22 protein-coding genes are annotated in these 21,407 nt (G+C 62.3%); 8 read left to right on the top strand and 14 right to left on the bottom strand.

Annotated elements, in window-relative coordinates; all coding sequences use genetic code 11:
* Nucleotides 1-26 precede the first annotated feature (26 nt).
* Nucleotides 27-758 (bottom strand): orotidine-5'-phosphate decarboxylase, encoded by a 732-nt coding sequence (gene pyrF / locus SynA1560_RS04115; protein ID WP_186501232.1) that lies wholly within the window; start codon nt 756-758, stop codon nt 27-29.
* Between the two features lie 49 nt (nt 759-807).
* Between pyrF and SynA1560_RS04110 the strand changes: the two genes are divergently transcribed.
* A complete protein-coding gene (locus tag SynA1560_RS04110; protein WP_186470381.1) occupies nt 808-1,245 on the top strand; it encodes a cupin domain-containing protein in 438 nt (145 codons plus the stop codon).
* Nucleotides 1,246-1,268: 23 nt separating this feature from the next.
* On the opposite strand, the gene SynA1560_RS04105 is transcribed toward SynA1560_RS04110, so the two are convergent.
* The 3 genes from SynA1560_RS04105 to SynA1560_RS04095 form a co-directional block, all read right to left on the bottom strand.
* A complete protein-coding gene (locus tag SynA1560_RS04105) occupies nt 1,269-2,396 on the bottom strand; it encodes a transporter substrate-binding domain-containing protein (protein WP_186470380.1) in 1,128 nt (375 codons plus the stop codon).
* Between the two features lie 275 nt (nt 2,397-2,671).
* Complete coding sequence (gene tyrS / locus SynA1560_RS04100; protein ID WP_186501231.1) at nt 2,672-3,916, bottom strand: tyrosine--tRNA ligase; 1,245 nt, start codon at nt 3,914-3,916, stop codon at nt 2,672-2,674.
* A 42-nt stretch (nt 3,917-3,958) separates the two neighbouring features.
* Nucleotides 3,959-4,285: a DUF1825 family protein gene (locus SynA1560_RS04095; protein WP_186470378.1), complete on the bottom strand. Its 327-nt coding sequence runs from the start codon at nt 4,283-4,285 to the stop codon at nt 3,959-3,961.
* Between the two features lie 123 nt (nt 4,286-4,408).
* Between SynA1560_RS04095 and SynA1560_RS04090 the strand changes: the two genes are divergently transcribed.
* From SynA1560_RS04090 to SynA1560_RS04070, 5 genes are read left to right on the top strand one after another with little or no spacing between them, the layout of a single operon-like run.
* The gene (locus SynA1560_RS04090) at nt 4,409-5,134 is read left to right on the top strand and encodes a response regulator transcription factor (protein WP_255477121.1); all 726 of its coding nucleotides are present in this window, start codon (nt 4,409-4,411) and stop codon (nt 5,132-5,134) included.
* Nucleotides 5,135-5,168: 34 nt separating this feature from the next.
* Entirely contained in the window at nt 5,169-5,774 is a 606-nt protein-coding gene (locus SynA1560_RS04085) for a hypothetical protein (RefSeq protein ID WP_186501230.1), read from the top strand.
* A 5-nt stretch (nt 5,775-5,779) separates the two neighbouring features.
* Nucleotides 5,780-6,367 carry a GIY-YIG nuclease family protein gene (locus SynA1560_RS04080; RefSeq protein WP_186470376.1) on the top strand — a complete coding sequence of 196 codons (588 nt, stop codon included), beginning with the start codon at nt 5,780-5,782 and terminating at the stop codon, nt 6,365-6,367.
* A 37-nt stretch (nt 6,368-6,404) separates the two neighbouring features.
* Nucleotides 6,405-7,895 (top strand): leucyl aminopeptidase, encoded by a 1,491-nt coding sequence (locus tag SynA1560_RS04075; protein WP_186501229.1) that lies wholly within the window; start codon nt 6,405-6,407, stop codon nt 7,893-7,895.
* Between the two features lie 26 nt (nt 7,896-7,921).
* Nucleotides 7,922-8,155 (top strand): hypothetical protein, encoded by a 234-nt coding sequence (locus tag SynA1560_RS04070; protein WP_186470374.1) that lies wholly within the window; start codon nt 7,922-7,924, stop codon nt 8,153-8,155.
* A 3-nt stretch (nt 8,156-8,158) separates the two neighbouring features.
* Here the strand turns inward: SynA1560_RS04070 and SynA1560_RS04065 are convergent, their stop codons facing one another.
* From SynA1560_RS04065 to SynA1560_RS04020, 10 genes are all read right to left on the bottom strand, one after another.
* Nucleotides 8,159-8,332, bottom strand: coding sequence for a hypothetical protein (locus SynA1560_RS04065; protein ID WP_186501228.1), 174 nt, complete (start codon nt 8,330-8,332; stop codon nt 8,159-8,161).
* Nucleotides 8,333-8,835: 503 nt separating this feature from the next.
* Entirely contained in the window at nt 8,836-9,531 is a 696-nt protein-coding gene (locus SynA1560_RS04060; protein WP_186501227.1) for a ParA family protein, read from the bottom strand.
* A gap of 234 nt (nt 9,532-9,765) precedes the next feature.
* Entirely contained in the window at nt 9,766-10,365 is a 600-nt protein-coding gene (gene msrA, locus SynA1560_RS04055; RefSeq protein ID WP_186501226.1) for a peptide-methionine (S)-S-oxide reductase MsrA, read from the bottom strand.
* A 23-nt stretch (nt 10,366-10,388) separates the two neighbouring features.
* The gene (gene lpxB / locus SynA1560_RS04050) at nt 10,389-11,579 is read right to left on the bottom strand and encodes a lipid-A-disaccharide synthase (protein WP_186501225.1); all 1,191 of its coding nucleotides are present in this window, start codon (nt 11,577-11,579) and stop codon (nt 10,389-10,391) included.
* A complete protein-coding gene (gene lpxA / locus SynA1560_RS04045) occupies nt 11,579-12,418 on the bottom strand; it encodes an acyl-ACP--UDP-N-acetylglucosamine O-acyltransferase (protein ID WP_186501224.1) in 840 nt (279 codons plus the stop codon). Before lpxA ends, lpxB begins: the two co-directional genes overlap by 1 nt.
* Before the next feature lie 5 nt (nt 12,419-12,423).
* Nucleotides 12,424-12,831, bottom strand: a complete 408-nt coding sequence (gene fabZ, locus SynA1560_RS04040) for a 3-hydroxyacyl-ACP dehydratase FabZ (protein WP_186471006.1) — start codon at nt 12,829-12,831, stop codon at nt 12,424-12,426.
* An 83-nt stretch (nt 12,832-12,914) separates the two neighbouring features.
* On the bottom strand, nt 12,915-13,769 hold the full coding sequence (gene lpxC, locus SynA1560_RS04035) for a UDP-3-O-acyl-N-acetylglucosamine deacetylase (protein WP_186501223.1): 855 nt from the start codon (nt 13,767-13,769) through the stop codon (nt 12,915-12,917).
* Nucleotides 13,769-16,045 carry a BamA/TamA family outer membrane protein gene (locus tag SynA1560_RS04030; protein WP_186501222.1) on the bottom strand — a complete coding sequence of 759 codons (2,277 nt, stop codon included), beginning with the start codon at nt 16,043-16,045 and terminating at the stop codon, nt 13,769-13,771. Before SynA1560_RS04030 ends, lpxC begins: the two co-directional genes overlap by 1 nt.
* A 46-nt stretch (nt 16,046-16,091) precedes the next feature.
* A complete protein-coding gene (gene purC / locus SynA1560_RS04025) occupies nt 16,092-16,844 on the bottom strand; it encodes a phosphoribosylaminoimidazolesuccinocarboxamide synthase (RefSeq protein ID WP_186470366.1) in 753 nt (250 codons plus the stop codon).
* A complete protein-coding gene (locus SynA1560_RS04020; protein ID WP_186501221.1) occupies nt 16,841-17,833 on the bottom strand; it encodes a hypothetical protein in 993 nt (330 codons plus the stop codon). Before SynA1560_RS04020 ends, purC begins: the two co-directional genes overlap by 4 nt.
* Nucleotides 17,834-17,947: 114 nt before the next feature.
* On the opposite strand from SynA1560_RS04020, the gene purD reads away from it, so the two are divergent.
* Together purD and SynA1560_RS04010 are read left to right on the top strand one after the other, a co-directional pair.
* Complete coding sequence (gene purD / locus SynA1560_RS04015) at nt 17,948-19,264, top strand: phosphoribosylamine--glycine ligase (protein WP_186470364.1); 1,317 nt, start codon at nt 17,948-17,950, stop codon at nt 19,262-19,264.
* Nucleotides 19,265-19,288: 24 nt separating this feature from the next.
* A complete protein-coding gene (locus SynA1560_RS04010; protein ID WP_186470363.1) occupies nt 19,289-21,388 on the top strand; it encodes a HAMP domain-containing sensor histidine kinase in 2,100 nt (699 codons plus the stop codon).
* Nucleotides 21,389-21,407 lie beyond the last annotated feature (19 nt).

Raw genomic sequence — 21,407 nt, 5'->3', positions numbered from 1 at the left:
CTGCCTGGTTGGTTCGGGCCCGAGTCCTAAGCGATCAGTTCAGAGCAACATTGGCCAAAGGCAGCACTGGGATCTTCGGCCTTGGTGATCGGCCGGCCGATCACCAGCTGACTGGCCCCCGCTGCAACCGCTTCAGCAGGCCCCATCACACGGGCCTGATCACCCACAGCAGAGCCTTTCGGGCGAATACCTGGAGTCACCAACGCAAACGGCTCGGGGTGCTGGGCCCGCAATGCCTCAACCTCCAAGGGTGAACACACACAACCGCCGATCCCAGCAGTTGCCGACAGCTGCGCCAACGCCGGCACCCGTTCGGCGATTCCCTGGGAGATGGCGAGTTCCCGTTGCAATCGTTGCTCCTCCCAGCTGGTGAGCACCGTCACCGCCAGCAATGTGGGGGCGGGTTGGCCAGCACCTTGTGCCCCTTCTATCGCCGCGGCCTGAGCCGCCTGGAGCGCTTCGCTGCCGGCGCAGGCATGCACCGTGATCAGCTCGGCCCCCAGAGCCGCCGCTCTCCGGCAAGCACCGGCCATCGTGGCCGGGATGTCGTGGAATTTGAGATCAAGAAACACCCGCAGCCCTTGCTCGCGCAGCTGCGCCACCACCTCCGGGCCGGCCTGGACAAAGAGCTCCAGGCCCACCTTCACCCAGCACAGCCCATCCACCTGGCCGGCAAAAGCCAGCGCCTGCTCGAGTGCCATGCCATCGAGGGCCACGATGATCCGATCGGCGGGATTCGCAGAAAGCAACGGAGCCAAGGCAACGGCATCAACTGCCTCCATCCTGAGCTCACACCGTTCCGCCGTCATGCTGCCGCGCATCGTTCACCCCGAGCAGCTCCAGGGCTTTCGCTTGCACGCACAGGATCACTGCCGCCTGGCTCTGCTCAGTGCACCCGCCGATGGCGACGACGATCGCGGCTCCGGCGAAGCGATGAGCCTGTTTCTAGAGATCCACGACCCCTGCGACCGGGTGCCGCCCCACAGCCATCACCGCTCCGCCGAGTTCTATTTCGTGCTGCGCGGCACGGTGCTGTTTCACATCGACGATCGCTCCATCACCGCCCACACCGGAGACTTTGTGGTGGTGCCGGCCGATGCTGCCCATGATTTCGAGAACCCTGGCCCCGATCGCCTTTATCTGCTCACGGTGCTCAACCGTGATGAAGGTTTTTCCGAGCTAGTGAAATGTGGCATTCCCACGGCCCTTGACCCAGAAGATTTGGAGGTGCTGCGCAACCTCTGATCCATCTGGATACGAGAGGCCGCTTAGGGATTGCGGTTGACCATGGCGTCGATCACCCCCTGGAAACGCAGATCGGCAATCGCCACCGAGATCTGCCGCTGGGTGGTCTCCGGTAGATCCCTGCCAAACACAAAGCCCTGGGGCGTGCTGTTGAACACCTGCGCTGACACGGCGTAGCGGGAGCGATCCGACGAAGACAGCACCTGATTGTGCAGATAATTCACCCGGGAGCTATCGGCCAGCACATGTTGCACCACTCCGGAACGCAACACCTCAATCAGTTGCTCATCACCGCTGATGGGTTCCACCTTTGCTGCCTCGCGCGCCCCCGAGGGGAGCTGTTCCAGCTTGAAACGCAACCAGGTTTCGGAAATGGTCTGGGCATCCACCGCCACCCCATCCGCAAGTTTGCTGGCGAGGATCTCTGATGCGTTGCCATCGACTGGCACCGATTCCCGGATCAGTGTTTTCGCCGTCGCACCCACGAAGATCGACACGATCACCAGACGGAACAAATTGGTGACCAGCACCAACAGAATGCCGCCGGCACTGTCGCTCATCTTGTAAGTGCCGGAGCCCATGAGCAGCATCATCCAGCCTTTGATGAAGGTGCCCTGGGCTGTGGCACATTCCACGTCTTTGCTTCTGAAGCGCCCGTAGCTCAACCACAACAGCACCGCCCCAGCCAGCGACACCAAAAACAACCAGCACAAGGAACGCAGCAGCAAGCCATTGCCCACCATCCCTGTGAGCAGCGCACTCAGGGGGTAGCTGTTCTCACGGGGGGAAAGGAAGGCCAGCCCATCAGAGCTGATGGCGACAGAAAAATTGGTCACCGCCAGGCGCTCCGGTACCTGGTTGAGGCAGGACACCCCCACATCAATCTCACCACTCGCCGCCATCGACACCGCAGCATTTGGTGACGGCACTGGCTCAAAGCGATAGGGCCAGCCCTTCTGTGAGGCGATGGCTTCCCAGATTTCAACGGCATAGCCCTCATACAGAGGCCCCACGCGGTTGGAACAGGGTGCCGCCTCATCCACCACACCCACCACCAGAGTCTTGCGGGGCTCCGCCTCGGCGTTCAGCGGCGCACCGATCAGCAGCAGAGCCGCAGCGCAGGCACGTAACCAGCTGAGACTCCGCCGCATCACAACACCCCATTGTTATTGCCAGTTTGGCTGACATCTAAGAGGTGAGCCGTGCATCGACGCAATGCTCATCCAGCCGGCGAACACAACGTTGGCGACGCTCAGGCTGCAGGTGACGGCATGAGGCCGTCGAATGAACACGGGACCAGCGAGAACGGCGGTGAGTGCCTCGAAGAGATGCAGAACACGCAGGCCTGGATCGGCTTCTCAGTTTCGATTCAGCATCGCTTCGCTGCTCAATCAGGGGATTTCCCAATCGAGGAGAATCTGGCAGCTCAGGCCATCAGCCGCCGGAAGGTCTTCTTGCCCAGCTGCAGCACCTTGCCCTCCAGCTCGGCCGCTGAAGCAAACTCTTGGTTGGGGTCGGTGAGCTTCTGCCCCTCCAGACGGGCAGCACCACCTTTGATCTGGCGGCGTGCCTCACTGCTGCTGGCGCAGATGCCCACGGCACTGAGCAGATAAAACGCTTTGGCGGGGAAGTTCACCTGCGCCAGCGACGCCTCCGGCACATCGGCAGCGGCATCACCGCCGACACCCACCAGGGTGGCTGCATCGCTCTGTGCCTTGCTGGCAGCAGCCAGTCCGTGGCGGCTGGCCGTCACTGCCAGAGCCATCGCCTTCTGCTTCTCGCGCGGGTTTTCCGGTAGGGAGGCCAGATCCAGATCGGTCAGCAACGTGACGTAGTCGTTGATGGCCGCATCGCCGACCTTCTCCAGCTTGGAGTACATCGACAACGGATCCTCCTCCAGCCCCACCACGTTGCCGAGGCTTTTGCTCATCTTCTGCACGCCGTCCAGACCCACCAGAATCGGCAGCAACAGCCCGAACTGGGTGCCCTTGTCGAAGCGGCGCTGCAGGTCGCGGCCCATGGCCACGTTGAACTTTTGATCGGTGCCGCCCAACTCCACATCCGCGTTCACCGCCACCGAGTCATAGCCCTGCAGCAGCGGGTAAAGGAATTCATGCAAGGCAATCGGCGTGCCGCTGCTATAGCGCTTGGAGAAGTCGTCCTTGGCCAACATCTGACCCACGGTACCGGTGCCCAGAAGGCCGATCACCGCCGGCAGATCCATGCTTTCCAGCCATTCGGAGTTGTAGCGGACCTCCAGACGGCCTGGCGTCTCGAAATCCAGCAGCGCCGTCTCCTTGGGCTGGTCCTGCCCCAGCTGACGCAGGTAGGTGGAGGCATTGGCAGCCACCTGCTCCTTGGTGAGTTGCACCCGAGTGGCGCTCTTGCCAGTGGGGTCGCCGATCCGCGCTGTGAAGTCACCGATGATCAGCACCGCGGTGTGACCGGCGTCCTGGAAGGCCCGCAACTTGCGGAACAGGATGCTGTGGCCCAGATGGATGTTGCTGCCGGTGGGGTCGATGCCCAGCTTGATGCGCAGCGGCCGACCTCCGGCCTCGGCCTGCGCCAGCCGCGCCGCAAGGGATTCGTCCGCATCACCGGGGTCGCCGGAAGGGAACAGATCAGCCATGCCACGCGACAACCAAGCCGGCAGGGATGGGGTCGTGGCCATGGACGAGCGGGACGTGAGCGGGCTGAATCGTACGAGCCGCCGTCAGCTAGGGGGCTGATCCAATTGACTCTTCATCCGCTCGAGCGTCTGATTCATCTGATCAAACATCTGTTCAGGGGTGATCCCGAACTGGCCGAGCTGAGTGCGCAGCTGCTCCACGGTGAGCTTGGCCTGGAAGTCTTCCGACAACTCGAAGCGCTTCATGAACACCCGGTAGCGCTCCATCAGCTCCTCCATCGTGTCGATGAATTTCTTCTTGCCCTCCCGGTCGAACTTGCCGTAGTCCGAGCCCAGCTGCATCAGCTGCTGGTAGTCGCCGAACAGCCGCTTGGCCTCCTCCTGAACGATGTCCGAGTCGAAGAACGCCATGAGCCATCGATGCAACTCAGAGATTCTGAACAATTTGAGCTCGCGGTAACAGTGCGGATCCACACCCCCTTGTTCCGAGCCACCATGGTGAGGCAATGGTCAGGGCTACGAGCCTGTTCATCTGTGGATCTCAGCGATCGGATCCCCTCACTGCAGCAGCGCTCTCGCCAGGGTTACAGCCTGCTCAAGCGCAGTCGTACCGCCATCGCCAGCGCCGACCGCGTGCTCCTTGCCAGCTGGATGAGCTGGTTTGAAGGGCAGGGTCCTTTGGTGGCGGCCTGCACCAGCGAAGACGACTGCCTGGAGAGACTGCAAAGCAGCGGCGCCAACCTGCTGCTCTGCACTGACAACCTCGAAGGCGGTAGTGGCACCAACCTGGTACGCCGCGCTCGGAAGAACCACCCGGACCTCAAGGTGCTGATGCTGCTTCAACGGCCGATCCCGCGCACGATTCTTGATGCGATCGATGCTCGCTGCCACGGTCTCTGCTCCGCGGAAGCCACCGGCACCGGCACGGTGGCAGCGGCTCTCACGGCCATTGATACCGATGGGCATTACATCGACCCTCTGATCAGCGGCGTGCTGCACCACAGCCGCTTGCGCCGCAGTGGCCAGCAGACGCCGCTCCAGGAGCTAACCATGCGAGAGGAAGACGTGCTGCGTGGCCTTTGCCGAGGCATGACCAACCAGGAAATCGCCGATGCCCTCGTGGTCTCGATCGAAACCGTGAAAAGTCACGTGAGCAGCCTGCTGCGCAAGCTGCCGGCCCGGGATCGCACCACAGCGGTGGTGACCGCATTTCGTGAGGGGCTGGTGCAAGTGCCCACCAGACCGCCGCGCTGGACCTAGGGTCCTGGCGAAGCTGCTCAGGAGAGACGCGGCGATGGCGCGCCGGCACTGGCTCGATCCCCTGGCCCGCAAGGTGCTCCAGGCCATGGGCGAGCTGCCCCCCGACCCCGCGCCCCGCGTGCAGGAGGCGCGTAGCCCGTCACTCGAGCCGGAGGCTGCATCGGCCGGGAGCCCTTCTGTCGACAGCCTCTGCATCGACGTGAACCGCGCTAGCGCCGAGCAATGGCGCCAACTGCCTGGCTGCAGCGATGCCATGGTGGATCTACTACTGCGTCTGCAACGGGGCGGCGTGCAGTTCAGCCAACTGGAGGATCTAGCCCAGCTGCTCGATCTGTCGGAGGATCTGCGCGACCTGTGGCAGCCCCACCTGATTTTTCGCTGGCACGGTGATGCGCCGCCCTTGCCCCAGCCCAAACCGCTCGATCTCAATGGCGCCAGCCGCGCGGTGCTCGCAGGGCAGTTGCAGTGGCCGAATGACCGCCTGGAACGGCTGATGGCCGAACGTCGCCGCCAACCCTTCAAGAACCTCGCCGATCTTCAGGAAAGACTTTATCTGCCGCCAGATGCCGTGGAGGCTTTGATCGGTCGGGTGCGTTTCGGTGCCAGGCCCGCAGGTCCCTCCCTGCCACCACGGGGTTAAGCGCCATGGCTGCTGCTCCGCGCCAGGGCGACCTGTTCAATCAAGCAGCTGCTGGCGCATCCGATCAGCAGGCGGCTGCCCTCACACTCACCGCTGACCAACTGCGCAGCTGGCAAGAGCGGGTGCATCGCGCCCAAGCCCCGTTGTTTGAGGCCAAGGCCCAGGTCGACAGCCAGGGCAGCTTGTTCGGGGCGGTCAGCGCTCCGGCGGAAGACATTCAACCGCTGAGCCTGAATCCCCTCCCCCTCAGTTTCTGGCGCTGGCCGGAGAGTCCCCACCAGGGGGCCGCTCTCTACTGGGTGATGGACCGCCCGGACCATCTCGACCTTCCCATCCTTCTTTATCTGGGCGAAACCAAGGCCGCCGATCGCCGTTGGAAGGGCGAGCACGATTGCAAGGCCTATCTGGCGGCATACCAGGAAGCCTGCGCCAGCTGCGGACTGAGCTGCAGCCCCAGCATCCGCTTCTGGGGGGATGTTCCCCAAGGGACCCGAGCACGACGGCAACTGGAACAGACGTTGATCAGGCGCTGGCAGCCTCCGTTCAACAAGGAAATGCGCGACCGCTGGGCCACCCCCTTCCAAGCCGACTGAGCGCAGCTTCTAGCATCAGTCCAGGCATCAGCTCCCCATGAAGATCTCTCTCTCTCCAGCCACCCCTGAGGCCTGGAGTGGTTCCGTTTTGGCGCTTGGCATCCCCAAGGACGACCCACAGGACCTGGTGGCGGCGATGGAGCGGCGCTTCGATCTGCAGCTCAGCGCTTGGCTAAAGCAGAAACCTTTCACCGGCAAAAGCGGTGATCTGGCCAGCCTGCAGCTGTTGAGGAGCGACTGCACAGCGCTGGTGCTGGTGGGCCTGGGGGATGCCGCTGAGGTGGACCGCAACAGCCTGCGCAAAGCCGCTGCCGCGGCTGCCCGGGCGGCGAATGGTCAGAGCGGCAGCCTGGCGCTGCATCTGCCCTGGGGATCAGAGGATCCGGCGGGCGATGCCATCGCCGCTGCGGAAGCCGTGCGCCTCAGCCTTTACAGCGACCTGCGTTTCCACAGCAAGCCGGAGCCCAAACCCTGCCCCGATCAGCTGGAGCTGCTGGGTCAATGGCCTGCCGGCATCGACGCAGCCCTGGCGGCGATTCAGCCGGTGTGCGCCGGTGTGGAACTGGCCCGGGAGCTGGTGGCTGCACCGCCCAACAGCGTCACCCCCAGCGAATTGGCCAACACCGCCGAGGCCCTCGCGAAAGACCATGGTCTCGAGCTCAAGGTGCTGGAGCGATCCGACTGCGAGGCCAAGGGCATGGGTTCCTTCCTGTCGGTCTGCCAGGGCTCCGACATGGATCCCAAGTTCATTCACCTCACGTACCGCCCGAGCGATGCGGTGCACAAGCGTCTGGTGCTCGTGGGTAAAGGCCTCACCTTCGATTCCGGCGGCTACAACCTCAAAGTGGGTGCGGCCCAGATCGACATGATGAAGTTCGACATGGGCGGCAGTGCTGCAGTGTTCGGCGCCATGCGCGCTATCGCAGAGCTGCAACCCGCCGGCGTGGAGGTGCACATGCTGGTGGCCTCCTGCGAAAACATGATTAACGGCTCGGCTGTGCACCCCGGCGATATCGTCACCGCCTCCAACGGCACCACGATCGAAATCAACAACACCGATGCCGAAGGCCGCCTCACCTTGGCGGATGCACTGGTGTATGCCAGCGAGCTCAAGCCCGACGCGATCGTCGATCTCGCCACTCTCACCGGTGCTTGTGTGGTGGCCCTTGGGGATGAAATCGCTGGCCTGTGGAGCGGTGATGACGGCCTCTCGGAAGCGCTGGAATCCGCCGCTAGCAATGCTGGCGAAGGGCTCTGGCGTATGCCGCTGCACAGCAGCTACCGCAAGGGCTTGAAGTCGCTGCTGGCAGACATGAAGAACACCGGTCCCCGCCCCGGTGGTTCAATCACCGCAGCGCTGTTTCTCAAAGAATTCGTGGAAGCAGGTATTCCCTGGGCGCACATCGACATCGCCGGCACAGTGTGGACTGACAAGGGCCGGGATCTCAACCCATCGGGTGCCACGGGCTACGGCGTTCGCACGCTGGTGAACTGGGTGCTGAGCCAGGCCTCAACGGCAGCGGCCTAAATTCCATCCAGACCGGAGCAAGCTCCATGGCTTCCAGCCCTCTCCGCTGGTACGTCCGCGCTCAGCTGGGCGTGCTGCTCCTCCCCGCGGGCCTTTGCCTGTTCGGGGAGGCCGTCAGCCGTCGCACCCTTCAGCTGGCGGGGAGCGATGGAGGTCCCTGGTGGTGGTACGGCACACTCAGCCTGATCCTGATCAACGCCGGTGTTGGGCTGATGATCGAATCAGGTTTATTGCGCGGATATCCAGGCCGCAAGTCTTAAGCCTCAGGAGGCCATCACTGCCAACGATTGGGGTTGCTCCAGAGCATGAATCTGCCAACGAGCCCGATCCGAGCAGGTGGCCATGACTCTTTCAAGGTCATCGGAGGCCTGCTTCGGAGAGGGGTACGGACCAACATGACGTGTCACGAGACCGTCTTTGATGGTCAGCAGATACATACAGTTTTCTCACAATTCGTCCATTGATAGTACGCAATGTTTGGGTCAACGTCGAGGGGGGAAAACCCGCACCTTCACTGAGAAGTGACTGAATCCAATAGCATCAGTTGCTACAGAATTTCCACAGATTTTCCTCAGATTCATAAAAATAAGACGCGGCGAATACTGCGCCCTGAAGGCATACCCCAGGCGGTCTTGTCGTGCGCCCTGGATCTCCAGACGCCGTTCAGGTGCCGGTCAAGCCCGCAGTCCCAGCAGTCGAGGTTGTCCTGGACGCGTTGCGCTCCCTGGGGTCCTGGCGGTGAATGGTCAACCTGTCGTCCCGAACGAGGGGCTGTCATGCCAGCCCCTCGTTCGGGACTTCAGACTGCTCAGCAGGCTGCGGCAGCGTTGACCCCTGCAGTCACAACTCGAAAGAAACGAGTCGCAACGAGGTTCGTTCTGAACTCAGCGAGACCTCATCCCGCGAGTTGAGTTGACGGCTCGTTCGCACATCATTCGTCTTACGCCGCCATACGATTTTCCATGGGTGTGAAGTCCCATCCAATCGGTGAATGATTCTGATTCTGTTTGTGGTGCTCCTCAAATAGAACCTCAATTTCCTTGCAGGCTGCACTGTATGCAGCCCAACCTGCCATTCGGCGGGAATTGGCACGACCCCGCTTGTCAATGGCCCGATCAACCGTGACTCCTTCTGTTTCTGCCTGTTCAAAAGCACTCAGGAGTGGGATCTGCGTAGCCAAAACCTTGATATCGAAGCCTTCAAATAACTCGATCGCTTGTTCAGCCGCAGCTTCTTTGCGTGCATCTACTTTAACAAGCAATGCAGCAAACGGGATTTTGTATTGCCTAAGCATTTGTGACATCTCAACTGTCAATTCGATTGATCGACTCTGCGTCGTGGTGGGTAGCAAAATGAAATCAGCCCCCTCAACTAAGTTTTTCATTTCTTCTTCGTTGCTGCTGGCTTGCCCATCTGTGATCACAATCTCTGCTGATCGCGTCGCTTTGGCTGCCGCTTCGATGGGCACAACGGGATAAGGCAAGAGCCCTCTAGCCCCGTACGCCGTCGCTGAGCGGTTGCGATCGGCATCAACCAGCACCACCCGTTTTTGCTGGTGGCTCCAGCACGCTGCGATGTGAACACTGCTGCATGTTTTAGCGACACCACCCTTTTGACCAAAAACAGTGATGAACATCACGGAGCGACTAAAAACTTGTCTTCAGGATCGCGTCCTTTTTCCGTAAGGCAACACATCGTTTGGCGCAGCGAACGAACGCTCTCATCGTTGGTTCGCTGCGATTCCTCAACGCATCTCCAGAGAGGGTGAGTCGCCGCCGCTGCAGTGGGTTCACCACAGCGAAGCACCACGGACTGACGAGCATCAAGTCATGCCGTGTGAACCTCAGGACAGCATGCGGGGTAGTAAGCATCAATCAGCCCATGGGGCCCCACTTCGCGCTTTTGCTCCCCAAACCTGGTCAAGCTTGCGATCACGACCGCATGCCCAGCGGTAATAGGTGTATTTGGTTTTGGACCGCATGGCGTAATCCTGGTGGTAACCCTCAGCTTTCCAGAAGGTTGTGAGCGGTTTGATCTCCACCTTGATCGCGGTTTCCGGCACACCCAGCTCCGCGGCCGCTGCAGCTTTGCTGGCCAAGGCCTGATCCTGCTGTCTTTCCCCCTGGGTAAAGATCACCGGGCGATAGGAATCACCACGATCGCAGAACTGGCCGCCGCCATCGAGCGGATCCACATTGCGCCAATAGGACTGCAGCAAACGGGCGTAACTGATCTTTGCGGGATCAAACCGCACCCGCACCGCCTCCTGATGACCGGTGGTCTCGCTGCTCACCTGCTGATAAGTCGGCCGGGCCACCGTGCCACCGGTGTAGCCGCTCTCCGCCGACAGCACCCCAGGCAGGTGTTCGAGATCACTCTCGAGGCACCAGAAGCAGCCCCCAGCCAGCACCGCGTCCTGCGCCGCCGCCAACACCGATACGGGAGCGAACAGCAGCAACAGGACCGCCATCAGCAGCGGCAACAGGCATCGGATCACGAGTTGGAGGGCGCAGGGAGCTTGTCGAGGATGGCGGCGGCGGCACGATCAGTCACCCCCGGCTCACCCAAAGTTGTACGCAGCCGGTCATAGCCACTGAGCATGGCTTGACGTGCCTCGCCAGCCTCCAGCAACGGTGCCGCCAGCGTCACCAAGCGATCGACATCGAACTCATCCTGAAGCAGCTCCGGCACCAACCGCTCGTTCAGCAAAAGGTTCACCGGTGAGATGTGCGCCACTTTGAAGCGCAGCAGATGCCGGGCCACCCAGGCGGTCACGCGGCTCACCCGATACCCAACCACCTGGGGAACCCCCTGCAGGGCCAGTTCCAGATTCACGGTGCCCGACTTGCCGAGAGCCAGATCGGCCGCAGCGAAGAGCAGTGGCTTGAGGCTGTCCGCCTGATCGGCGGGAATCACCCTGGAGCGCACACCCGCCGCAGCCAGGGCCTTACGCAGGGGCTGTTCAAATCGTTCCAACCCAGCGGGAACCATCACATCCAAGCTGGGGTCCCGTTGTTGCAGGCGAAGCGCCGCCTCGACAAGCACTGGCATCAGGTAACGCAGCTCCTGGGGCCGCGAAGCTGGCAGCAGGAGCAGCAGCTTGCCTTGGTCAGGTAAGCCAAGCTGGGCACGAGCTTCGGCCCGCTCCGGTCGGCTCAGCACCGTGTCGAGAAGGGGGTGACCCACCCAGGTGACCTCAGCACCCATCCGCTCATAGAACTCTGCTTCCGCCGGGAAGATTGCCAGGATGCGGTCGGTGAACTTGAGCAGCTCCGTAGTGCCACCATCACCGATGCGCCAGGCCCACTCCTGGGGAGCGATGTAATACGTGATCGGAATGTGCGGCAAGCGCCGCCTCAGGCTGTTGCCGAGGCGCACGTTGGCACCCATGTAATCGATCAGCACCACGCCATCCGGGGGACGCTGCCCCAGCAGCCGATCCACGCTTGCCTGCAGCTTGAGCGTAGGCACCACCAGCGGCAGGGCCTCCCAGAGCCCAATAGCCCCCATCGGGGCCGTGTCCGCCAGCAGCTCCGCACCAGCGGCACGCATGCGCTGACCGCCGAGAGCCAACACCTCCAGGTCGATCCCCCTAAGGGCAGCCTGTCGGTGCAACGCAGCGATCAACAGGCTGCCCTGCAGATCGCCTGACACCTCTCCGGTGCTGATCAGTAACCGCACCATCAGCGCCCGATGGCAGCTGGCATGGGACCCCGCCGTCCTTTGGAGATCGAGCCCTCAAGGAAGGTGCAGAGATGATCCGCTAGGGGCATCAGCGACTGCTCCCGCGCCAGGCGCAGACCCTCGGCAATGACATGGTCCGATCGATACAGCAACGACCAAACCTCCTGGAGCTGCTTGAGCTCCTCGCCATTAAAGCCGCGTCGCCGCAGGCCGACGCGGTTCAGACCACGGACGCGGCCGGGGTGACCCTCCACTAGGCAATAAGGAGGCACATCGCGATCCACCCGCGTCATGCCTCCCACCATGGCCATGCCACCGATGTGCACGAACTGGTGGATACCCAGACATCCACCGATGACAGCCTTGTCTTCGATCAAGACGTGACCAGCCACCTGGATGCCATTCGACATCACGATGCCGTTGCCCAGCACGCAGTTGTGGCCCAAATGGCAGTAAGCCATCAGCAGGTTGTAGTTACCGATGCGAGTCTCCTCTCCCTCCTCGGTAGCCCGATTGATAGTCACGCATTCACGGATGGCGTTGTGATCACCGATCACCACTTGCGTGGGGGCACCTTTGTATTTGAGATCCTGAGGCTCGAGCCCTATGCAGGCACCAGGGAAGATCTTGTTGTGCGCGCCGATCGTCAGCCGGCCATCGAGCACGGCATGAGGGCCCACCCAGGTGTGGGCTCCGATTTGCACCTCAGGGCCCACAACGGCACCAGGGCCAATCACAACTCCATTCGCCAGTTCAGCGCCTGGATCGACCGCTGCCAGCGGGTGAATCTGTGGAGGACGGTCCTCAGCAGTCACGGCGGGGGAACGCTGTTCGCTCATCATGCTCAGTCCACCAACGAGAACATGAGATCGCCGGAGCACACCAGCTGGCCGTCCACTGTCGCCACAGCCTTCACTTTGCCGAAACGCTGACGCTTGAGGCTGATCAGTTCACAGGTGATGCGCAGCTGGTCACCAGGCACCACCGGACGGCGGAAGCGCACGCCATCGATACCGGCGAACACGAACAACCCCTTGGGCAGATCGGGCATCTGGGTGACGATCAATCCACCCACCTGGGCCATCGCTTCAACGATCAGAACGCCAGGCATCAACGGTCGCCCAGGGAAATGCCCCTGAAACTGCGGCTCGTTCAAGGTGACGTTCTTGAGCGCCACCGCCTTTGCGCCGGGGACATGCTCGATCACACGATCCACCAGAGCGAAGGGATAGCGATGCGGCAGCAACCCCATGATTTGCTCGGCATTGAGCAGGGTCTCGGGGACTATCGCGGCGGCAGCAGTGGCGGCAGTGGTGGAAGGGGAAGTCAAATCAGTCAGAGCTGAACAGCGGAACGATCGGCCAGGGCCGCCGCGAGGTCGGTGTGCAGACCATGGGAGCCGCGGTAGACCAGAACCTGGGCACGCGGGAAACCCACCAGTGCCAGATCACCGATCAGGTCCAGCAGCTTATGGCGCACCGGTTCGTCGGGAAAACGCAGAGGTGGATTCACCCAGTGATCCCCGTCGCAGACCAGAGCATTGTCCAAAGCCCCACCTTGAATCAAGCCTGCGGCCCGCAACTGCTCCACCTGCTCACGGAAGCCGAAGGTGCGGGCGGGCGCGATCTCCGCGACGAAGCGCTCCGGCGTGAGCGCCACGGTCCATTGCTGACGACCGATCGCAGCTTGCGGAAAATCGATCATCCCCACCAGCGTGAACTGCTCCGCTGGCGTCGCCGTGATCACACTGTTGCCACGGTGGAGAGTCACTGGCCCCTCTAGCACGGGGCGAGAGGCGGCGGGTGTACCGGCAGGCGTGATCCCCACCTCAGCGATCGCCTCAACCCAGCCCTGCGCTGAACCGTCTAGCAGCGGCACTTCACCGCCATCCACCTCCAGATGCACATGGGTCAGGCCGCAGCCAGCCAAAGCCGCCAGCAGGTGTTCCACTGTGGACAGACGCCGATCCCCCAGTTCCAGCGTGGTGCAGAGCTGACTGTCGCGCACTTGAGAGGGCTGCAGCCGCACCGGTGGCTCGGAGTCACCTGACCAGCTCACCCAGACGCCAGCATCCGGCCAGGGATGCAACAGCACAGCCACCTCATGGCCGCTGTGGAGACCGATCCCGCTGCGACGGGCTGAACCGGCCAAGGTCCAGGCACCGTCGTAATCACTGGGCCAGCAGACCATCAGAACTTCCAGCCGACGCCCAGGTTGAAGCGATACTCTTCGGTGAAATTCTGGCTGGCCACCTCCAGACGCAGAGGACCCACCGGCGTGGTGATGATCACACCCACACCTGGGGACACACCGGAACCGGGCTTGTCGAGCAGTTCGCCAGGCTTGCCGGGAACATTGCCCTGAGACCCGAAGTCGGTGCCGGCGTCGATGAACACCTCGCCCGCAAAGATGCTGATCAATGGGAAGCGATATTCGATCGTGGCTTCGCCAAAGCTGCGACCCACAGCCAGGTCGCAATCAAACCATCCACGTACGGAGTTGGAACCACCCAGACAGAAAGCCTCGTACGGGGGCAGCTGACCAATCACGGTGCCGGCCTTGAATTGAAAGGCCAATGCTTGCGGACAGTTCTCGGGCTCACCCTCCTTCGGTCGGCAACCCTTGAACAGCTTCAGCCACCGCACCGGAATGAAGTGCGTGTAGGTGCCGCGAACGCGGTTGAACGTGGGTGAGTTCTCACCCACGGAGACGTACTGCTCCGTGCTCACACTGAAGAAGTTGCCCGACGTTGGATTGCGGGCATCGTTCAAATTGTTGTAGGAGGCGGCCAGACGCAGGCTTGCCAGATTGTTCTCGTTGGCGCAGTTGAACGCAACGCAAATGATCTCGTCGTCGGGGATCTTGCCGTCGCGGAAGCGGTCGTTGGGGATGCCGTAAGGGCGTGTATCCCCACTGAAGTTGATCGGGCGGACGTTTTGGAGGTTGAGACCGGCCAGCACGGACCAGGGCACCCGCTTAAAAGGATCGCCACCGTTCAACGGTCTGGCGAAGATCACATTGCCGCCAACCCGCTGCAATGCCACGGAATCGCCTTCGTAATCAAACCAGCTGACGTTGGGAAATTTCTCACTGGCCTCCGCGACATTGTCGAATTTGCGACCTGCCGGGTTCTTGTCGGAGTTGATCGAATAGGCGTTTCTGGAACCATTGTCCTCGTAGGCATCCAGCGTGCGGATATCGCCCTCGTCCTGGCTCTGGAACACCTGCGGCACTTCGCGGCTAAGGAACAGCGAAGTCCGGAAGGAGGTGCGATGCGAATCGCCTTTGATCCAGGGATCCGAGAAGGTGAGGTTGGCCAGGCCACCGAACTGGCCGTAGGTGATGTTGAGGGCCAGATTCCAGGCGCGACCAAACAGGTTGCTGTCCGACAGCTGAACCTGGCCGAACACACCCTGGCTTTGGCTATAGCCGAGACCACCGGAGAGCGAGCCCGTGGACTGTTCCACGATGCCCAGCACAATGGTGACCTCGCCCGGCTCACCCGTCACTGGCTTCAGGGTCACCTTGACGTCGCTGAACAGAGACGTGGCGTAGAGGCGGCGGATGTCACCCTCGAGCTGCGTTCGGTTGAACGGCTCGCCCGGTTTCAGGGAAATCTCGCGGGAGACCACCCAAGGCCTGGTTTTGCCCTTCAGCGGCTCGCCTTTCTCGTTGGTGTTATCACCCTCCTTGTTGACGAATTGGACCTCCACACCGGCCACGGTGCCGATCAACACCTTGAGCTCCACCACACCATCCGGGCTCACCCGGGTCGGTCCACTCACCCGAGCCAGGGAATAGCCCTGATCGGCATACCACTTCTGCAGCTCCTTCATGCGCAGCTGCAGCTCTCTGAGATTGAGCGTGCGGCCGTAGTCCGAACTGAAGGTGTCCTCAATCACCTGCGGCTCGATGTAGTTGTCCTCCGGCGCAAGCACCACCTCGCTGAGCACCGGATTGGGCATCACCTGCACCACCAGCTGCACACCCAACGGACCATTGACTGGCTCGATGCGCACATCAGAGAACCAACCGGTGGCGTAGATCGCATCAAGGTCGAGCTTCAGCTCATCTCGGGTGACGCGGCTGCCGGGACGCACGGCCATGGCGTCATAGGCGGCCAGTTCGAGACGCTCCTGCTCAGGGTGGCCATCAATGCCCTCAATGATCACCTCCGTGATCAACACCCGCGGTTGCTCCGGCGTCACCGGGATCGGTTCGGCCAGCGGACCGGAAGCGGGAGCCGGCACCACTTCAATGGGCTCCGCAGCACCCGGCTCTTCACTCAACCCATTGGTCTGAGCATCCACCTGCACGTCTTCGAGCTGGGCCTGATCACGTTCCGATTCGGAGCCCTCGCTTTGGGCCTGCGTCGGCAGACCCGCAACCAGTGGCAAGGCCAGCACCAGCCCCAATGCGCCGTGCCGAACGGCATTCCGAGTTCGGCGGGAGGAAAAAGCGGCCATGGGGGAGGGCGAAACTTGGCCTTAATGGCCACAAACGTCGCAGAAACTAGCCCCAGATGCGGGGTTTGGGGCACGCCCCTTGTACCCGTTTGCAGACCTCCCCGTAGGCCTCGATCACGCCGCCGAGGTCTTGACGGAAGCGATCCTTATCCAGAATCCGCTCATTCTCATCGGCACTACGCAGATCCCAGAGGCGGCAGGTGTCGGGGCTGATCTCGTCAGCCACCAACAGATCACCGGTGGCATTCACCCCGAGCTCCAGCTTGAAATCGACCAGCTGCAAGTCGACGGATCGAAAGAAGGGAATCAGCACAGCGTTCACCCGTCTGGCCAACACCTCGATCCGATCCCGCATCTCTACCGACACCACGCCTAGCAATGCCAGACGGGCATCGGTCAGGAGCGGATCGCCCAGGCCATCGTCTTTGTAATAGAGATCCAGCAGGGCGGGATCGAGAGATGTTCCTTGAGGAATCGGCGTTTCCCGGCACAAGGACCCCGTGGCGGTGTTGCGAAGCACGACCTCCACAGGGATGACAGCTACCTGCTGCACCGCCATCCAGGTGTCGTTCACCAGCCCCTGATAGTGCGTGGGGATGTTCTGCGCCTCCAGCAGCTCAAAGAGACAGGCGGAGATCTGACAGTTCAAACGTCCCTTGTCGTCGAGTTGAGCCTTCTTTTGAGCATTGAAGGCCGTGGCGTCATTCTTGAATTCCACCAGCACCTGTTGATCGCTGTCGCTCGCATAGATGCGCTTGGCCTTGCCTTCGTAGAGGAGATCACCGTGGGGGATGGTCATGGCTGGTCGTCAACACCGGACGCACCGGCTTCAGGATTCGGCGATTCTCCCAGCGCGGCATGCCCCCCGGGCTCGCGGGGAGAGCGCAGCTGCTGCTCGAGCTGCTGGCGCTGCTCTGGGGTTAGCAGTGGATCCTCCTCCTCGAGCTCGAGCAGGGTGAACTGGTCATCCACACGCGTTGCCAGGCGACGCAATCGCTCCCTCGGCCGCTCACCACTGCCACCGTTGGCCAACTCCAGTCGTAGTTGCAGACGCAGCAGCTCCTCCGCCAGGCTCCAGGCCTGATCGGCAGCCGCCTGATCCAGCGCCGTCTCCAACAGGGGTGCGCTGCGGTCCGGCTCCAATTCCGCCAGCAATTCCGCGACGATCGCGAGTCGACGCGCTGCCACCTTGCCAGGCGTGCGACCAGCCAACAGCGTCTGCACCGCATCCAGCGTCTGCCCAGACGCAACCTGCGCCTGCGCCAGCACATCCAGGCCAGAACGCACAAGGGGTTGGCCCTGCGCATCCAGACCCACCACCAGCTGCTCCCCCTCCAGACGTCCGGGCTGTCCGTCAGCCAATCGCAGCAGCGCCAGGATGGCGCGCTCCTGATCCAGCGCTGCACTCGCGGCATGCCAGGAGAGCAGCAGCCATTCGCGCCGCTGGCGCGCCGTGCCAGGTCCGTAGCGACTCAGCACCCGCTGGGCACCAGCAGGGTCCTTGCAAGTCATCAGAGCCCTGGCGTTCGCCATCACCACAGAGAAAGGCTGGGGAGCCGGCGCCACCTGCAGGAGCCGATCCCGCAGCTGTTGCAGCCGATCATTGGCGCCGAAGCCAGCTGACTCCACGCAGGCCTCCTGCAGTTCTGACAGGTCACCCTCCAGCAGCAACGCATCAAAGGTGTCCTGAGCCATTGGTAGCGAGGCGGGAGCAGGAGCGGATCCCAGCGGGGTCACCACAGGGGCCGCCGCCAGCAGCAATGACAAGGGCAGGGGGAGCAATCCCATGGGCTGGCAGGCGCTCAACAAAGATGGACGAGTCTCCGCATCGTCGACAGCCAGTGCTGAAAGCGAGGGAGCGACGCTCAAACCTAAGGGTCTTCGCCCGTCACGCCTGCTCCCATGGCCCATTCAAGTTCCCGTCCCCAAGCCCTGCCTCCCCTGCGACATCTGCTGGTGGTGGGCGGCGGCGGCCGCGAACAGGCCTTGGCGTGGGCCCTGCGCCGCTGCCCAGGAGTGGAGGCGGTCTGGGTGACTCCCGGCAATGGCGGCACTGCTGCGCTGGGTGACTGCGGGCAGTTGAGCATTGGTGAATGCGACTCCGACGGCTTAATTGCCGCCTGCCGCGAGCAAGCGATTGATCTGGTAGTGATCGGACCTGAAGCGCCCCTCGCGGCTGGGGTAGCCGATCATCTGCGCGCAGCCGGCCTGACAGTCTTCGGGCCCTCAGCCGATGGCGCGCAGCTGGAAGCAAGCAAAGCCTGGGCGAAGGCCTTGATGGCAGAAGCGGGCATCCCTACCGCAGGCCACTGGGCAGTGGCCGATGCCGACGCAGGCTTGGCGGTGCTTGATCGCATCCAACGGCCGCTGGTGGTGAAGGCCGACGGCCTGGCCGCCGGCAAAGGCGTGACCGTGGCAGACAGCATCGAGGAATCCGCAACCGCCATCCGTGAGGCCTTTGCAGGCCGTTTCGGTGCCGCCGGTGAGCGGGTGGTGCTGGAGGAGCGGTTACAGGGTCCGGAAGTGTCGGTGTTCGCCCTCTGCGATGGGGAGCGGATGGTGCTGCTGCCTCCCGCCCAGGACCACAAGCGATTGCTAGAAGGGGACCGCGGCCCCAACACCGGTGGGATGGGTGCTTATGCCCCCGCCCCACTGCTCGACCCTGCCGGACTGGAAGAGGTCCGTGCACTGGTGCTGGATCCCACGCTGAAGGCTTTGCAAGCCAAGGGGATTCAGTACAGAGGTGTGATTTACGCCGGTCTGATGCTCACGGCAGACGGCCCCCAGGTGATCGAATTCAACTGCCGCTTCGGCGACCCCGAGTGCCAGACCCTGATGCCGCTGCTCGGCCCTGAACTGGCTCAGGTCCTGCAGGCCTGCGCCTTGGGTTGTCTCGACCTGGCTCCCAGCCTGTCGATCACCCAGGCCTGCAGTGCCTGCATCGTGGCCGCTGCTGAGGGCTACCCGGATGCACCACGCAAGGGCGATCCCATTCAGCTGCAGAGCGATGCTGATGCCAGTAGGCAGCTGTTCCATGCCGGCACGCGCCTCCAGGAGAACGGCGCGCTGGTGACAGCAGGGGGTCGAGTGCTGACCCAGGTGGCCCAGGCCGAGAACTTCGACCAGGCGTTCGCCCGTGCCTACGCGGGCCTGGAACTGGTGCAATTTGATGGCATGCAATTTCGCCGGGATATCGGGCATCAGGTCCGCCGGGCCTAGGCTTTACCCATGCACATGGGCGGCATGACCAGCGATCCTGAATCGGCTCTAAACAACGCTCCTGCGGATTGGGCTGCTTCAATTTCAGGGTCGAATCCGACCGATGACAGCAGCCTGTGGCAAAGGACGTTGTCGTGGTGGGCTGAGTTCAGTCTTCAGACCAAGCTGCTGGCCGTTGCCACCCTGGTGGTGAGCCTGATGATGACAGGCATCACCTTCTTCGCACTCAACGGCATCCAGCGCGATACAGCGATGAACGACACCCGCTATGCGCGGGATCTCGGTCTATTGCTGGCGGGCAACGTGACGGAGCTGGTGGCGGAGGGTCGCGATCGCGAGCTAGCCAACGTCACCGAAACGTTCTGGCGCTCCAGCCGCAGCCTCCGCTACATCTTTTTCGCCGACCCCGACGGCATCGTCTACCTGGGCATTCCCATCAGCGGTAGCGACGCCGGCAGCAGCGCTGACATGCGCCTGAACCGCCGCCTCGAACTGCCGGATGAGTTGCGCAGCCGCCCCCAAAACCCCCTTGTGCGTCAGCACATCACACCTCAGGGCCAGGTCACGGATGTGTTCGTGCCCCTGGTGGACAACAAGAATTATCTCGGCGTTCTGGCTCTAGGGGTCAATCCAAACGAGACCGCACTAGCCAGCGCCGCCCTCACCCGTGAAGTGACGGTGGCTGTGTTCATCTCCATCTGGGTTCTGGTGATCCTGGGGGCCGTCTTCAACGCGCTCACCATCACCCGTCCTGTGAAAGAACTATTGCGCGGTGTACGTTCGATTGGTGATGGAGATTTCCGGGCCCGCATCGGCCTGCCAATGGGAGGAGAGCTGGGCGAATTGCTGGAGGGATTCAATGCAATGGCCTCCCAGCTGCAGGCCTACGACGCAGCCAACATCGAAGAACTGCAAGCCGCGCAGGTGAAGCAGTCATCACTGATCGCCACCATGGCTGATGGCGCCCTGCTGCTCGATGGGGACGGCCGCATCGTGCTGGCCAATCCCACGGCGCGGCGTCTGTTCCGCTGGGAAGGGCGCAACCTCGAGGGACAGGAGTTCCTCAGCGAACTGCCTGAACTGCTGGCGGTCGAGCTCTACGAACCGCTCGGAGCCGTGTTCGAGAACCAGACCGACACCAACGAATTGCGCAGCAGCGTCGGGGATCCGCCGCGAACGCTGCGCTTCGTGTTGCAGGCCGTACGCGAACCCAGCAGTGACGTGCTCAAGGGCATTGCCGTGACCATTCAGGATCTCACCCGTGAGGTGGAGCTCAACGCAGCTCAAAGCCGTTTCATCAGCAACGTCTCCCACGAGTTGCGCACGCCACTGTTCAACATCAAGAGTTACGTGGAGACACTCCACGACATGGGCGACCAGCTCAGCGAAGACGACCGCAAGGAGTTTCTGGGGGTCGCCAATTCCGAAACCGACCGGCTCACGCGACTCGTCAACGATGTGCTCGACCTGTCGCGCCTGGAATCCAACCGGTCGGTCGAATTCGCACCGATCGATCTGCGCCCCGGCCTGGAACAGACTCTGCGCAGTTACAAACTCAACGCCAACGACAAGGAGGTGGAACTAAGCCTGGAAGCCGATCCCGACCTGCCTGAAGTGCTCGGCAACTGGGATCTGCTTCTACAGGTGCTCGACAACCTCGTCGGCAATGCCTTGAAGTTCAGCCGCAGTGGTGGACGCTTGGTCATCCGGGCTTACACCTGGCCCGACAGCTGTCTGATGATGTCGCCAGCCACCAACAGCGTGGGGGAAGACGGACCGACCTGCACGCTGAGTTCACCGCTGCCGAAAATCCGCATCGAGGTGTGCGACACGGGATACGGCATCAGCGAAGCCAACCAACAGCGCATCTTCGAGCGCTTCTATCGTGTTGAAAATGCTGTGCACACCGAGGTAGGAACTGGCCTGGGCCTGTCGATCGTGCGTGGCATCCTCGAAAAGCACGGCACCCAGATCAGCATGGTGAGCGAACTGGATGTCGGCACCACCTTTTGGTTCGATCTACCCCTCACCCTTGAAGATCCAGATGAACTGAAGTGGCGAGCTGAACGCCAGAGCCCCGAGGAGCGCCGACCGCTGAGCGCCTCCAGGAACTTCACGGACTGATTCGACCATGGACGAATCA

This window comes from Synechococcus sp. A15-60, assembly GCF_014280095.1.
Lineage (GTDB): Bacteria > Cyanobacteriota > Cyanobacteriia > PCC-6307 > Cyanobiaceae > Synechococcus_C.
The sequence above is the reverse complement of the archived record's forward strand: the minus strand, read 5'-3'. Positions and strand labels throughout refer to the sequence as shown.

Bases quoted from the DNA above. Each gene is read 5' to 3' on its own strand.
- SynA1560_RS04060 (WP_186501227.1), bottom strand. From the start codon at position 9,531: ATGTTCATCACTGTTTTTGGTCAAAAGGGTGGTGTCGCTAAAACATGC.
- tyrS (WP_186501231.1), bottom strand. From the start codon at position 3,916: ATGGCCACGACCCCATCCCTGCCGGCTTGGTTGTCGCGTGGCATGGCT.
- SynA1560_RS04070 (WP_186470374.1), top strand. From the start codon at position 7,922: ATGGCTTCCAGCCCTCTCCGCTGGTACGTCCGCGCTCAGCTGGGCGTG.
- SynA1560_RS04020 (WP_186501221.1), bottom strand. From the start codon at position 17,833: ATGGGATTGCTCCCCCTGCCCTTGTCATTGCTGCTGGCGGCGGCCCCT.
- fabZ (WP_186471006.1), bottom strand. From the start codon at position 12,831: ATGGGGTTGCTGCCGCATCGCTATCCCTTCGCTCTGGTGGATCGTGTG.
- SynA1560_RS04085 (WP_186501230.1), top strand. From the start codon at position 5,169: ATGGCGCGCCGGCACTGGCTCGATCCCCTGGCCCGCAAGGTGCTCCAG.
- SynA1560_RS04075 (WP_186501229.1), top strand. From the start codon at position 6,405: ATGAAGATCTCTCTCTCTCCAGCCACCCCTGAGGCCTGGAGTGGTTCC.
- lpxB (WP_186501225.1), bottom strand. From the start codon at position 11,579: ATGGTGCGGTTACTGATCAGCACCGGAGAGGTGTCAGGCGATCTGCAG.
- SynA1560_RS04010 (WP_186470363.1), top strand. From the start codon at position 19,289: ATGACCAGCGATCCTGAATCGGCTCTAAACAACGCTCCTGCGGATTGG.
- SynA1560_RS04105 (WP_186470380.1), bottom strand. From the start codon at position 2,396: ATGCGGCGGAGTCTCAGCTGGTTACGTGCCTGCGCTGCGGCTCTGCTG.
- msrA (WP_186501226.1), bottom strand. From the start codon at position 10,365: ATGGCGGTCCTGTTGCTGCTGTTCGCTCCCGTATCGGTGTTGGCGGCG.
- lpxC (WP_186501223.1), bottom strand. From the start codon at position 13,769: ATGGTCTGCTGGCCCAGTGATTACGACGGTGCCTGGACCTTGGCCGGT.
- purD (WP_186470364.1), top strand. From the start codon at position 17,948: ATGGCCCATTCAAGTTCCCGTCCCCAAGCCCTGCCTCCCCTGCGACAT.
- purC (WP_186470366.1), bottom strand. From the start codon at position 16,844: ATGACCATCCCCCACGGTGATCTCCTCTACGAAGGCAAGGCCAAGCGC.
- SynA1560_RS04030 (WP_186501222.1), bottom strand. From the start codon at position 16,045: ATGGCCGCTTTTTCCTCCCGCCGAACTCGGAATGCCGTTCGGCACGGC.
- SynA1560_RS04095 (WP_186470378.1), bottom strand. From the start codon at position 4,285: ATGGCGTTCTTCGACTCGGACATCGTTCAGGAGGAGGCCAAGCGGCTG.
- SynA1560_RS04065 (WP_186501228.1), bottom strand. From the start codon at position 8,332: ATGTATCTGCTGACCATCAAAGACGGTCTCGTGACACGTCATGTTGGT.
- lpxA (WP_186501224.1), bottom strand. From the start codon at position 12,418: ATGAGCGAACAGCGTTCCCCCGCCGTGACTGCTGAGGACCGTCCTCCA.
- SynA1560_RS04080 (WP_186470376.1), top strand. From the start codon at position 5,780: ATGGCTGCTGCTCCGCGCCAGGGCGACCTGTTCAATCAAGCAGCTGCT.
- SynA1560_RS04110 (WP_186470381.1), top strand. From the start codon at position 808: ATGCTGCCGCGCATCGTTCACCCCGAGCAGCTCCAGGGCTTTCGCTTG.